This window comes from Paenibacillus sp. FSL R5-0887 (genome assembly GCF_038002305.1).
GTDB classification, from domain to species: domain Bacteria; phylum Bacillota; class Bacilli; order Paenibacillales; family Paenibacillaceae; genus Paenibacillus_AQ; species Paenibacillus_AQ odorifer.
Genome location: NZ_JBBOCE010000002.1, coordinates 2,664,801 through 2,679,630, shown reverse-complemented (window position 1 = coordinate 2,679,630; position 14,830 = coordinate 2,664,801). Strand labels below are relative to the sequence as shown.

10 protein-coding genes are annotated in these 14,830 nt (G+C 39.8%); all 10 read right to left on the bottom strand.

Annotated elements, in window-relative coordinates; translation table 11 throughout:
- Positions 1-46: 46 nt before the first annotated feature.
- Positions 47-2,386 (bottom strand): DNA helicase PcrA, encoded by a 2,340-nt coding sequence (pcrA, locus tag MKY14_RS29560; protein ID WP_076276865.1) that lies wholly within the window; start codon positions 2,384-2,386, stop codon positions 47-49.
- A gap of 61 nt (positions 2,387-2,447) precedes the next feature.
- On the bottom strand, positions 2,448-3,167 hold the full coding sequence (locus tag MKY14_RS29555; protein WP_139330100.1) for a heptaprenylglyceryl phosphate synthase: 720 nt from the start codon (positions 3,165-3,167) through the stop codon (positions 2,448-2,450).
- A gap of 226 nt (positions 3,168-3,393) precedes the next feature.
- The gene (locus MKY14_RS29550) at positions 3,394-4,263 is read right to left on the bottom strand and encodes a phosphatidylinositol-specific phospholipase C/glycerophosphodiester phosphodiesterase family protein (RefSeq protein ID WP_340978005.1); all 870 of its coding nucleotides are present in this window, start codon (positions 4,261-4,263) and stop codon (positions 3,394-3,396) included.
- 108 nt (positions 4,264-4,371) lie between these two features.
- Positions 4,372-5,778 (bottom strand): undecaprenyl-phosphate glucose phosphotransferase, encoded by a 1,407-nt coding sequence (locus MKY14_RS29545; RefSeq protein WP_340978003.1) that lies wholly within the window; start codon positions 5,776-5,778, stop codon positions 4,372-4,374.
- Positions 5,775-6,674: a glycosyltransferase family 2 protein gene (locus MKY14_RS29540; RefSeq protein WP_254847752.1), complete on the bottom strand. Its 900-nt coding sequence runs from the start codon at positions 6,672-6,674 to the stop codon at positions 5,775-5,777. The genes MKY14_RS29545 and MKY14_RS29540 overlap by 4 nt, the downstream gene beginning before the upstream one ends.
- A 936-nt stretch (positions 6,675-7,610) precedes the next feature.
- Complete coding sequence (locus MKY14_RS29535) at positions 7,611-8,609, bottom strand: glycosyltransferase family 2 protein (protein WP_340978001.1); 999 nt, start codon at positions 8,607-8,609, stop codon at positions 7,611-7,613.
- 1,093 nt (positions 8,610-9,702) lie between these two features.
- Positions 9,703-10,569 carry a dTDP-4-dehydrorhamnose reductase gene (rfbD, locus tag MKY14_RS29530; RefSeq protein ID WP_340978076.1) on the bottom strand — a complete coding sequence of 289 codons (867 nt, stop codon included), beginning with the start codon at positions 10,567-10,569 and terminating at the stop codon, positions 9,703-9,705.
- Between the two features lie 8 nt (positions 10,570-10,577).
- Positions 10,578-11,600, bottom strand: coding sequence for a dTDP-glucose 4,6-dehydratase (gene rfbB, locus MKY14_RS29525; RefSeq protein WP_340977999.1), 1,023 nt, complete (start codon positions 11,598-11,600; stop codon positions 10,578-10,580).
- Positions 11,601-11,707: 107 nt separating this feature from the next.
- Complete coding sequence (locus MKY14_RS29520; protein ID WP_340977998.1) at positions 11,708-13,813, bottom strand: DUF3329 domain-containing protein; 2,106 nt, start codon at positions 13,811-13,813, stop codon at positions 11,708-11,710.
- 83 nt (positions 13,814-13,896) lie between these two features.
- Entirely contained in the window at positions 13,897-14,817 is a 921-nt protein-coding gene (locus tag MKY14_RS29515) for a glycosyltransferase family 2 protein (RefSeq protein ID WP_340977997.1), read from the bottom strand.
- Positions 14,818-14,830 lie beyond the last annotated feature (13 nt).

Below are 14,830 nucleotides of genomic sequence, written 5' to 3'. Positions count from 1 at the left end.
AAAGTTAGCGTGGTCTAAATATCCGTTCGTTAATCGTTGTCTGTTATTATTCCACTTTGGTAATCGGCGCAAACCCCGCAAGCAGACGTTTCACACCCACGGGTGCCGGAAAAGCAATCTGTAGCTCCGTGTCATTCCCGCTGCCTTTAACAGATACAACGGTGCCCGTGCCCCATTTGCCGTGGGAGACCTTGTCACCCGCTTTGTAATCGCCAGCTGCTGCAGCCCCTGCTCCGGTAGCACGCTGTGCGCCTCCGGAGGTCACGGTCACGCTGCTCTTGCTTGCCGCCGCTGACGCCGTGCTTCCGCCGCCTGCCGGCGTAGCTCCGGCGGCGCCACCCCGGCCGCCAAAGTTCCCACGGCCACCGCTGCCGAAGCCGCGTCCGCCGTAAGCACCGCCTGCCTCCGCGCCTCCGCGCTGGAAGCGGTCTTGAGTCTTAACGGTATCTTCCTTCAGTTCCTCCGGAATCTCCTCTAAGAAGCGGGACGGTTGGTTCGCCGTCGTCCGGCCAAAGAGCGTACGCATCCGCGCACAAGAGAGAAACAGTTGTTTCTCCGCGCGGGTGATCCCCACATACGCAAGCCGGCGTTCCTCTTCCAGCTCGTCGTTGTCCTGGAAGGCACGGCTGTGTGGGAACACGCCTTCTTCCATTCCGACGATAAATACCGTCGGGAACTCCAGACCTTTGGCGCTGTGCATCGTCATTAATACAACCGCATCACTACGATCCTCTTCGTCATCGTTCACACTATCGATATCTGCGATAAGTGCAAGATCCGTGAGGAAGGAGACCAGCGACTTGTCTTCGTTGTTCTTTTCAAACTCCATCGTCACCGATAAGAACTCATCGATATTCTCTAGCCGCGAGCGTGATTCGAGTGTGTTTTCATTTTGCAGCTCCAAACGGTACTGCGACATTTCCAGTATTTTTTCCGTCAATTCGGTTACAGACAAGAACTCCACCATACGGTGTAGAGCCTCAATCATATCGTAGAACTCTACTAGCATATTCCGCGTCCGTCCAGCAAAGCCCAAATCATCGACCGTTTGCAGCACTCGGAAAATAGAAACACCACGTTCACCAGCAGCAGCTGCCAGCTTGCCAACCGTTGTATCCCCTAATCCACGCTTAGGAACATTAATAATACGCGTCAGGCTGATATCATCATCAGGGTTAGACAGTAAACGTAGATACGCCAGCAGATCCTTGATTTCTTTACGATCATAGAACTTGATCCCGCCAACGATTTGATATGGAATATCTGATTTGATCAAAATTTCCTCTATTACCCGTGACTGGGCATTCGTCCGATACAGAATCGCGTGATTCTGGTAAGCTTGACCTTGCTTCACATTTTTGCTGATTTCTCCGGTTACAAAATACCCTTCGTCATGCTCGGAATCCGCCCGGTACACCTTAATCTTGGCGCCTTCCTCGGAATCGGTCCACAGCTTTTTCGGTTTACGGCCACTATTAAGCGCGATTACCCCATTGGCTGCATTCAGGATATTAGCGGTTGAACGGTAATTCTGTTCTAGCAGAATCGTCTTCGCTTCCGGATAATCCTCTTCAAAATTAAGAATATTCGTAATATCCGCACCACGCCAGCGATAGATCGACTGGTCACTATCCCCTACCACGCAAATGCGGTGGTGGCTGTCTGCCAGCATGCGGCACAACATGTATTGTGCTCTGTTCGTATCCTGATACTCATCCACATGGATGTATTTGAACTTCTTTTGGTAAAAATCTAGAACCTCGGGAACTTCCTTAAATAATTCGATAGTCTTCATAATCAAATCATCAAAATCAAGCGAGTTATTGCTTCTCAAACGCCGTTGGTACATTTTATAAACCTTGGCAACTAAACCTTCGAAATAATCACCGACTTTTTGCTCATACTGCGCCGGAGTAATCAGTTCATTCTTAGATGCGCTAATTATGGCTTGTACAGCTTTCGGTTCGAATTTTTTCGTATCAATATTCAGTTCCTTCATGCAATTACGAATGACTGATAACTGGTCTGTAGAGTCCAGAATCGAGAAGTTGGAAGTAAATCCAATGCGCTCAATATCCTTCCGCAAGATCCGAACACACATGGAGTGAAAGGTGGATACCCAAATATCTCTTCCCTCAGGTCCAACGAGCTTAGATACACGTTCCTGCATTTCCCTCGCAGCTTTATTCGTAAATGTAATCGCCAAAATCGCCCAAGGCGGCGCCTTTCGATTAGCAATCAGCCAGGCAATTCTGTGAGTCAGCACTCTCGTCTTCCCACTGCCCGCACCAGCCATAATCAAAAGGGGGCCTTCAGTAGTTTCGACAGCCTGCCTTTGTGGAGGATTCAATCGGCTGACCGCGTCTTGTATGTTAATAAGTTGCATGTGTAACATGCTCCTTTCTAAAAATGAAATTACAAATCATAAGTAGTCCATAAGCTAACCGCTAGTCGAACTGCTCTTGCACCGTCTTTTTAACAGCAAATACCGTACGAATTGCCTGCTCTACATCCCGATAAATAATATTGCCGACAACTACTGTATCACATAGAGCTGCTGCCTGCTCGGCCTCTGCCTCACAAGTAATGCCGCCTCCATAAAATAGTTGGGCTTGCTCCACCATCTCACGCACTATACGTACTGTCTCCATATCCCCAAATCTACCGCTATATTCAAGATAGACTATTGGCAGGGACATCAGCTTGTCCGCAACCTGGGCATACGCAGCAGCCTCTTCAGCATTAATGGTTGTCTCGGCCCCTGTAATCCGCGCAACTGAAGAATCACTGTTCAAAACGACGTAACCTTCCGTTAGCAGCTGATCCCATGGGATCATAAATCCATAACGCTCTATAGCTCGACGATGATGGCCTACAATCCAAGCTGGATCAGGTGTATTTAGCACCATAGGAATCATATAAAGATCAAATCCGGGTACAGCAGCTTCAAGTTCGGATACCTCGAGTGCACAGGGCAGCTCAAAACGTCTTACTCTTGATAAGAGATCTACTGTATTCTCATAAGTAACTCCTGTAGAGCCTCCTATCAATATGGCATCCGTGCCGGACAAGCAAACGGCCTCCAAATCCTCATCTGAAATCATACGATCTGGGTCCAACTTAAACACATGCCGCCAAGGTTTGATCATTTGCTGTACTGATTTCATGGGAATCATCCTTAATTGTCATTTGGGCAAGACAAAACACTCCTGCCGCCGCAAAAGATATAGATCTAGTCTATGCCAGCACAGGAGGTGTGTCAATTTAAAGCGAACAAAAATACGAACATTTTTTCGCATATAAATTTGGGGTCCCCGCAAAGTACCTGAATACACATCTGAGGAAAGCTGCACTTTGCAGGGATATATTAGTTGTAATGAGTGGAGATAAATTTCAGCGTATACCTCTGAGGTTATTCAAATCATTTTCAGGCACAAAATCACTATAAAATCCGTCTACACCCATACGAGATAACGCTCTAATCTCATCCTCTTCATCCACTGTATGAACGTATACACGAGCTCCGATATTTTTTAACTGTTTGACAAAACGCTTGGTGGCCCGGCTAACTGGCATCGTAATATCCACACCTGTTTTTTTAACAAACTCAATAACTTGTTCATCCGTATCCTTAGATTGGTACAGGGTGTAAAGCACTTCTGGAAAAGAATACACTTTACTGATCTCATCAAGCATCGGCTGATTGTAGATCTGTGGAACTATCCGCTCCAACAACGCTGGATCCCGACGCTGCGCCGCTTCGGTCAGCAATGTAAATTGCTTCTCTATAAGTTCCGGTTGGATTTCTTTGGTATCCGTAACGATATAAGCATCTGGATAATTCTGCATTAGATCAAGCACCTTCTCAATATCAAGCGGAGAGTATATATTCAGGATGGGGCTGTCCATAAATTCCTCGTAATCTAGTGCCACACCCTGTTTATTAGCAGGGAGAACCTCCAACTGACCTAAAAGCTTGCTCATATTGCCTGTCCATTCATGCCGAGCAACCAACTGATCATCCTTCGATAACAAAAAATCAACTTCAAATACGCGAGTTCCCCGTTCATAGTTAGCGACAAAGGCCTCCCAAGCATTGGTATACGTATAGCCGTTAATTCCCCCCATGGCATGTGCAACGATTCTGTGCGCTTCAAAACCGCTCGCGGGTTGTTGCTCTTCCTCTTTGTTCAACGTTATTACAAGAATTATTATTAGTGCGACAATCATTACTACGGTTGCAATAATCTTTTTCTTATTCATAGTTGTGAGTTTCCTTTGCAAAGTTTAGATTAGAAAATTAATACCCCGCTCTGCCTGTGGCAAAACGGGGTATTATTAAAATTTCACAAATCTAAATAAGTGCAGGTCTCAATATGCGTTTTTGTTAACGAAGCCGTTGCGAATCGTTTTGAAAATAATTCGAATATCGAACAGTAAGGACCAGTTCTCGATATAGAAAATATCGTGCTTAATCCGTTCTTCAATTGAAGTATCCCCGCGCAGCCCATTGCTCTGTGCCCAGCCCGTAATTCCTGGACGCACATGGTGCTTCACCATATACTTCGGAATTTCATCACGGAATTGTTCTACATAAAATGGTCGTTCTGGCCGTGGGCCAACTACACTCATATGACCGAGTAATACATTAAAAAATTGCGGAAGCTCATCCAGACTTGTCTTACGGATAAAGGTTCCAAATCGAGTTCTACGAGGATCTTCCCGCGTACTCCAACCTGTATCCTCTTCCCCGTCCTGCTGCAGCTTCATTGAACGAAACTTATACATCATAAAATTACGCCGATTAAGTCCCACCCGTTCCTGCCGGAATATGATCGGTCCCGGTGAGGTAAGACGTACGCCGAGAGCTACGATCAGCATCACGGGAGATATCATAATAATAGCGAATAGAGAGAACACGATATCAAACAAACGTTTTGCCATCTTATTCCCCGTCATATCCAGTGGAATATCACGAACATTAATCATTGGCATACCTGCAAAGTTATCAAAGTAAGGACGAGCTGGTAAATAATCAAAGAAATCCGGAATAATCAATGTGCGTACCCCTGCTTTTTCACAGGCCGCAATAATCGAAGGATATTTAGAATGCGCATCGAGCGGCAAAGCAAGAATAACCTCGTCCACAGGCAGCATCTCCAGCATTCCGGATAACTGATTAACCGTACCTAGAATCGGTTTATACCGTTGCTCCTCAATCCCATCCCAAGTATGGTAATCGTCTAAAAAGCCAATGGCTTCATATCCAAGCTCAGGATATTGTTCCAAATTGTTGTAGAATCTTTTGCCGAGTGTACCAGCGCCGATGATAAGCACGAACTGGCGGTTGAATCCCTTTTCTCGAAAAGATTTAAGCATCTTCTTCAACACATAACGGTAAAGCATAATGGAAAGAACGTTAAATCCCATATAAATAGCCAGATATGTACGGGAGATATCAATTTCTTTCACGAAAAACATTAGACCGAGCAGGATGAAGATGCTCATGATATGCACTTGGAAAATCTTAATAAATTCATCGACAAAACGTTTCTTACGCTTAGGCAAATAAAGCGATAAAAGGATACCGATTAAGACAGCTACTCCGCCATAGATCATACTCCAATAAGCGTACGACTCTACGGGTAGAGGATTGTAAAATTCCATCCATCCACTCTTAAACTTAAGCCACCAAGCCGCCAAAAAAGACAGCTGAATGACAATGAAATCAGCAACCATATAGAGCTGTGTCAAAAATTTCTGATTCCGCCGAATCATAATCTCACCTCAGTATTCTTATCGTTACGAGTGCCTGTTTCAGGGGCAGAGCTAAGACTCTGTGCAGGTGATGGAACTGCTTTAGGAAAGATTAGGGCATTCCGCAAAAGGGACAGAGCAAACTTCATACCAACACCAGCATATACTGTTCCATTTATAATACTGTTGTACTTCCTACTATAATGCTTACGATGAAATAAAATCATTGCCCTGTGAAATTCATAGACGATCTTGAACGGTCTACGTCTGGCACTGCCGCCTTTGAGATGTACGATGGAGGTCTTCGGATAATAATAAATCTCCCAACCAGCCTCTTTAATACGATAGCACCAGTCTAAATCCTCACCGTACATAAAAAACTCTTCATCTAATCCGCCGACCTGATCAATCGTCTCCCGCCGCAGCAGCATAAACGCACCCACCAGACAATCTATCGGGTAATCAAGATCAGGGTCCAGATAACCTAACTGGTAACCGTTAAACTTCGGTCGATCCGGAAACAACTTACTGAAACCAAAAGCATAATAGAAGGAAGCTGACGGTGTAGGAAATCCTCGCTTACACGCTTTATCCAGCGACCCATCTGGCAATATAATCTTACATCCTGACGCCCCAACATCGGGACGACCATCCATAAAGGAGATCATCGTCTCCAGCGTATCCCTGCGTACCACCGTATCTGAATTGAGCAATAGTACATACCGTCCGGATGAAGCTTCCATCCCCTGATTATTTGCACGGGCAAAACCGACATTGTCGTTATTTGCGATCAATATGACACTTGGAAACTCTCTACCAATCATCTCTACCGAATCATCATGGGAATTGTTGTCTATCAAAATAATCTCATAGGAATAGTTCGTTTCTGAGTCATATACCGACCTGATACAGTCCATCGTCAGGCGACACGTGTTGTAATTGACAATAAGTATGCTTACATCTACATTCACTGCGTAACGCTCCTGACAAATATAGTAATCTACCGACAATTATTATAACATAAAACCTCCCTGAGAGGAGCCGCCTATGTTTGGGAGCTAGTTACATTTGATAAATACGATAAACCTATCAAACTAATTGGTTATCATTCAATAATAAGTTGGCACAAGCCTACTTAGAAGGCAAAGGCAGCAGGCACTGGTAGTACCAGTCGACTCAAGGGTTGTCCACGTACCATCGGCAAAAATGTGGAAGAAGATAGGGATTATTCGCAGAGGGATTACTAAAAAAGAGGTACCCCAATCTGCTTCAGGGAGTAAGCTCGGTTTGCACGGTCAATACCAAATCGTGGAAAAATTGAAAGAATTTTATACCATAACCACTTTACTCAACTTGGCAAGGGTACAGAGAGCGAAGCGAACTATTTACAAGTGACGTAGAGCAAGGTACAAGAAGCTGAATAGCAACAAAAGAGATCATGAAATCAATGAGCATATGATGGCTAACATTTAGCTCAATACATCTACTTTTACAATACCAACGATTTCAAGGTACCTAAAACAGCGCATGCCGGTAGAGTACCAACACGCGCTGACAGCTTAGTCTTTTTTAGATGTCTACTTGAGGATATGACTAGCTTCGGATGTATGATACTTCTTTCAAAAACTGTGAGTGAAAAAACAAGAAGCTGCTATCAAAAGACACCTTTTTTTGTGTTGTTCGTAAATTTTATCCATACCACAAATTTCACTTGAAGTAAAAAAATACCAAATATGCGTGATCTCAGGCAAGTCTATTTTATAGTTTATCTAATCAATTTCAGGCGTACTTTTATGTGCGTATTCCACCAAGTTTGCATTTGCAATAGTTCTTAGTTTTCACCCTCGAAGGATTTAGGACATAATAAATTCTTTTTCAAATTGTTTTTGAGTACAACTGGTAAGTTCAGCCTCGATGATATATTTAGGTCTTCTTTTAACTTCTTTATATATTTTTCCAATATACTCACCGATTAAACCTAAAGCAACTAACTGAAGTCCACCAATAAACCATATCGAGATCATTAGTGATGGCCATCCAACGACTGTATTGCCTGTTACCTTGTTAAGTATTACATATGCAGCGATAATTAAACTAGTTGCAAACATGAGGAAGCCAAGTACGCTAATCAACCTGATGGGAGTAACACTGAAAGACGTGATTCCATCAAATGCAAAAGCCAGCATTTTTTTAAGCGGATACTTAGACTCTCCAGCAAACCTTTCATTTCGATCATAATATACTTCGGTTGTCTTAAATCCAATAAGGGGAATTAAACCTCTTAAAAACAAATTAGTTTCTTTGAAGTCAGTTAAGTGTTCAAGAACTCTTTTACTCATTAACCGATAATCAGCATGGTTGTATACAACGTTCACTCCCATTAACCGCATTAATTTATAAAAACTTTGGGCAGTAAATCGTTTAAAAAAGGTATCGGTATCTCTACTTTTTCTCACTCCATATACGACATCGTATCCTTCTCTATACTGTTGTATAAATTCCTTTATTACATTCAAATCATCTTGAAGATCTGCATCAATTGAAATGACACAATCAGATTTAGTCTTAGCATTCATTAATCCTGCGAGTAATGCATTCTGATGGCCAGCATTCTTAGCTAATTTCAAACCAGATACAAATATATTGCTTGAGTTATGTTCTTGAATAATACTCCATGTATTATCTTTACTACCGTCGTCGACAAATAGAATTTTGCTTTCTTTTGAAATTAAGTTTTGATAAAGCAAATCTTTTAAAACTAAAGTTAAACGTTTTATTGTTTCTGGTAATACAGCTTCTTCGTTATAACATGGGATTACCAAAGTTAAAATGGGCTGATTATTGCTACTCAAACTGCACCTCTCCTTATAAATAGATAACTTGCTTGAATCAGCTTAAATAGTATAAGAAACGATAAGTATCTTATACTATTTAAGCTGACTTTTCCCAAGTCTTATCATGGTTTCTCATAATATTTATATGAGCAAAAGCTATTAGAAACGTTAGTACGAAAACACAAATAAATGAAAGAATATAGGACATACTTTCGTGATTTAAAAAATGAATTTTTCGCAAAATTCCAGTGTTCATATTTAATATTAATACTATTGGATGTATTAAATATAAACCAAAGCTACTTAATTCAAGAGAATTAAAAAACGATTAATAAGAAGTCTTGGTCGAAAATAAGAGATTTAATGTATTAAAAAAACAATACTGCTGAAAAAAATAAAATTTGATTAAAAAAGTTCAACTCAAATGTAGATTCAGATATTCTTTTAAGTTCATTACCGAATAGGTGAAATTCAACAAAAACAAAAGCTGACACAAAAAAATAATTATAGAATTTATAAGTTATTTTGTAAAACCACTAACAACGGAAACTAAAAGTAAAATATCCACTCAACACCTATAGACCATCCTGCCCACACAATACTCTCTTGTTTATCTGGTAACAAAGCATAAATAAAAGATATGTTTGCTAAAATATCGACATCGCAACATTAGCTTTATGAAGTAAACAATTATACATAGTAGAACAAGGGAGCTTTTTAAAGAATCTACCAAGATAAAAGTTTTTTATACCGTTTTCCATATTGATTTCATAACAACCATAAAATAAAGAAAATGCGCTCAAAGCATAAAATAGTCGGACCCCTATATCCAATTTTGTTATAACTGATTCTATCAGCAAAGCCGCCTAAAAATAGTACATGAAAAAATATTATCATAGTCGCGGCTATGTCTCTCAACGAATTTAGCCCTTCTAATCATTTCTTCTTCACGCAGTTCACCATTTCTCCTCCAAACATTAAAAATCCCGAAAGATAAATAAAATATTCTTCCGGGAATATAGATTTATTTGTTAATTCATTTTCTCATTTATCTAAGCATCCTCTAAACTATAGATTATAAGTCAATGAAAAAAACACTTAGATGATGTATTTAATCCTCTAGTAAATCATATAAAAAATCTCTCAATCCTTCACGCCATGGACGAAGATCTTGGAATCCGTTCGTACGTATAGATAAATGCTCCATCACCGAGTATCGTGGGCGTGGCGCGGGACGAGGAAACTGCTCGGTCGCACATGGTTCTAATTTGGCAGTAAACTTAAGGTGTAAAATATCCTCAGCTTCAGCAAAAATCGCCTGCGAAAACTCATACCACGTACAGGATTCAGTGTTTGAAGCATGATAAACTCCATATTTCTCGGTTTGAATCAGTTCAGTCAAGAAGCGTGCTAAGTCAACAGTATACGTAGGTGACCCCTTCTGATCGTCAACCACTTGCAACAAAGGCTTCTCTTGCCCCAACTTTAGCATCGTTTTAACGAAATTGTTGCCGTATTTACCATACACCCAAGAGGTGCGAACAATAAAGTATTTGGATGACAGCGACTGCACCAGCATCTCACCAGCGCGTTTAGACTTGCCATAGATGCTCTGGGGATCAGTATTATCATATTCGTGGTAAGGATTCGAGCCTAAACCGTTAAACACATAGTCTGTACTGATATAAACTAACTTAGCCCCAACCTTTTCAGCCGCCAAGGCCACATTACGGCTTCCCGTTGCATTAATTAGATAGGCTATATCGATGTCTGTCTCTGCAGCATCTACCGCCGTATGAGCAGCACAGTGAATCACTGCATCAGGAACATAGCCGCCGATAACCGCTTTAGTCTGCTCCAGATCAGTAATATCCATCTCCTGTCGATCGCAGCCCATTACCTCATACCCATGCTGTTTTAGCAAAAACAATATGTCTTGACCTAATTGACCTGCTGAACCTGTGACAAGCACCCTCAATGTCGACATTACAATGAATCCCCCAGACTGTTGCCATATTGCTTTTCAGCATATTTCTGATATTCCCCAGATAGAATGCGAGTCCACCATTCCTTGTTGTCCAAATACCATTTAATTGTTTCCTTGATGCCTGTTTCGAATGTATGGTTGGGCTTCCAGCCCAACTCCTTCGTAATTTTGGTTGGATCAATACCATAACGACGGTCATGACCTAGACGGTCCTGCACATAGGCAATCAGTGACTCAGGCTTACCGAGCTCTTTCAGGATGGTTTTCACAATATGAATATTAGTGCGTTCATTGTTGCCGCCGATATTGTATACCTCACCGTTAACACCTTCATGAATAACGAGGTCAATCGCGCTGCAATGATCCTCAACATACAACCAGTCACGGATATTGAGTCCATCGCCATATACCGGTAGCGCTTGATCCACAACTGCACGGGACATCATTAATGGAATCAATTTCTCCGGAAATTGATACGGTCCATAATTATTCGAGCAGCGAGTAATGTTTACCGGTAGTCCAAAAGTCTCGTGGTATGCACGCACCAACAAGTCCCCTCCAGCTTTACTTGCGGAGTATGGACTGTTTGGAGCCAATGGAGTTTCTTCCGTGAATAGTCCTGTAGCACCCAGTGTTCCATATACTTCATCAGTAGAGACCTGCACATATTTCTTCACACTATACTTCTTAGCTGCATCAAGCAGCACTTGAGTACCTAATACATTCGTCTTTACAAATACTTCGGGCTCCAAAATACTTCGGTCCACATGCGATTCCGCCGCAAAATTAACAACAATATCCACACCTTGGCTAATGAGATTATCCATAGCTCTTACATCAGTAATGTCAGCCTTCACGAATGTATAGTTCGGATAATTCTCAATTGATTTCAGATTTTCCAAGTTACCCGCATATGTCAATGCATCCACATTAATAATTTGGTAATCAGGATGCTTTTTCAGCATATATATCACAAAGTTGCTACCAATAAAGCCGGCTCCGCCGGTAATGAACAATTTCATAGTAATTTTAACCTCCCAATGTTATTCTTATTAATTTCACAATATTCATCCCACTAACCGAGGTGTCATCCGATTATTCAAATAAACTATTGCCAAGTTTTTTTCATTCAATTTTCGAAAAGTTTATCCAAGTCAGCAATTTGGAACGATGGATCATTGCCTTTAGTTATAAAGTAACTTATACCATCCTTAACTCCACCGTTTTCCAACTGTACCAAGGAAGTGGCTTTATTATTTATATCTTTTATATTAATCTCCCTTGTTCTCTCGATGCTTACTGATTTAATTCCTATAACTTTATCAGGCTCGTTCCCCAAATCAATTCTAAGATTATATATATTTTTAGCGGGCAACTGAGCAACTAGATTATCCGCGTTACTAACGTTAGTCTTAATGGAATTGCTTTCACTAAACCCATTTCCTAGGTCATAAAATATTTGAACTTCTTCAGTAAGTTTAGCTCCAAAATCAATCGTTACTTTCGTGCCTTTATCTGTATAGTCATTTACAAATTCAAGCTGCGGATCATTACCAGAGGTAATCAATTCTAAATACTCATCCGTACGTTTTATCGTAGCAATGTCATGTTGCGGTACTAACATTTTTTTTAGTTGGGCACTATCATAACGTTTAATTATATCCCCATTTTGAATTGTAATTTTAGAAATGACAATTTTCTTATCCGCATTTATCCCAGGATCAAACCGAAATTTATAAATAGGCTTATCGGGAAGATCAAAATAGAGTTTGTTCCCATCTGTTCGATTATAGATACCCGCATATGATGTATCATTCTCGTTAAATCCGTTACCAGTATCATAATATAATTGATATTGATTTATTACAGGATCCTTGAGGTCAACAATTAAAACCGGAGCATCAATAACTACTGACTTAAGCCCATAATACTTTGCAAAATGATCATTAGCAGTATATTTAGGATTTGATGTAATATCATAAATAAAGACTCTATCACTCTCTTTTACTGAATAAGCAGGGAGTCTAACTTCAACATTTCCTTTAGCTATGCTTTCTGTAACAATTTTCTCTCGAATATCATTTTCATGTGCGACAGTCTGAAGTTCTTTATATAGATTAGTTACGGACAGAAAAAAAGGAATACTAGAAATCAACATAATGATATATACTACCTTTTTATTAATGTAGGACGAAAGAATCATTATTGAAATAATAATACAGATTACTCCAATAAAAGTGGACCGAGTTGGAAATTCAGGAGAAGCAATCATAGCAAGGTACGATATAATCCCTGACACAAAAAGTAAAGCTACTAATCCAATATCCACTGCTTTAGATTTTGATCTCTTAAACAACACAAAAATAAACAATACAAAAAACAAAATAAATAAGGTCATCTGTTCATTCAATATATATTTTAATGAATGAATAAATCCGTTAATTTGATCATTCAAACTTATATCAAAATACATTTTCTCCTTGCGTACCCCATTACCTGGAGCCAAAAGAAGGAAGGCAGCCCCAATGACAAGACCTATAGTACCACTTACAAACCAATAAGGTATTCTTTTGTATTTGTACATCACAAATACAAAAGTTATTCCTACAAAAGCTAAAGCAGTTACAACAGTATTCTCATGAGAACACCCCGCCAGTAGACCTAAAAAAAACATAACCGTAACACTAGTTATATTATTTTTGATAATGTACTTACCTTCTATTAAGTATCTATATGGCAAGAGAAAGGTTAAAACAATCACTGTCGCCCACAAATAATTCACAGCTCCTGCAAGCCAGAATATAGTTTGTCCCATTACAGGAATCAGCGACCATAGAAGAAGCGTTGCAATTATAAAATCTCTTAAATCATCCTTAGTGTTAAATTTTCTAATTCGAACAAATGAACAAACTAAATATATTAAGAATACAACTAAGATAGAGTTTATAATATTAAAATAGTCTTTACCTATCAACAAGAAAAATTGTACTAAAGATTGTATTATTACCCTCCCTGTCCAATTAAAATACAGGTAATGTTGTGAACTTATGATATCAATCATACTATTTACTCTCGTATCGCTACCTATTATAAAACTATAAGCGAACTCATCATTCCAGTAAGGAGTGAATCCATTGAGCTTAAGGAAGTACCCAAAAATAATAATTGATAAAAAGATTATTGATACTCTATAAGCATTAAGCGTTTTATCATCAACACTTATTTGAATTTTCATTTATAACATCCTTAATCATGAATTTTCACACTATTTTTAGAGGCGCATTATTTAATCTCTGATTATTATCACTACTCCAATAATCATTTACGATCAATAAAAGCTTGTCTGGTCTGGTATATAAAATTCAGAGGTGACCTAGAAAACAGCCAAAATTTATGAAGTGACATATTATGAATATGGTTCATGAAATCACTCCCCCAGTTTTTGGGACTCGGGCACAACGCGTTTTCCATGCTTTTCTTCCTACATTTAAAGAAAAAATCCCCTAACACAGTTTTCACTTCTCTATCGACTACATCATTTAACTGCAAATACGAATTATTCCCGTGTAGTCTGTAATAATAGTTGGTTTCCGATATATATAGCGGCTCCGTAATTAATAAACATTTTAAAATAAAATCCCAATCGTGACAGTACTTTAGGTTCCTGAATCCCCCTACCTTATGATATAGATCTCGCATAAATAACATATTGCCCGTTGATATTGCTGCATTATGAGGTATGAGGGACCATCCAACTGTTGGAAAGCTACTTATTGAGTTTTGAACCGCAATAAATTTTGCAGCTTCCTCTGTCTGACTATCTAATTGAGTCCCCTCTCCATCAATCACGCATATTTTTGTAAAAGCGAACCTTGCATTTCGAGAAATCATCTCTGACATCATTACCTCAAACCGATTGTTATCATACAGATCATCGGCATTCAAAATTGAGATGAATTCTCCACTAGATACGTTAATCCCTTCATTTATTGAATAGTGAGCACCACAATTATGTTCGTGCTTTATAAACTTTATTCTTCCACAAAAACGTTCTTTAACTGATTCTTGTGAAATCAGTCCATTTATTAGTGACACACTATTGTCTTTGGAAAAATCATCAACAATCACTAACTCTAAGTTTACATACGTTTGAGATATTATTGATTCTAAAGATTGGATGATGAATTTCTCATAGTTATACGACGGAACGATAACACTAACTAAAGGGGTATTGGTCATTGAGTTCTCTCCT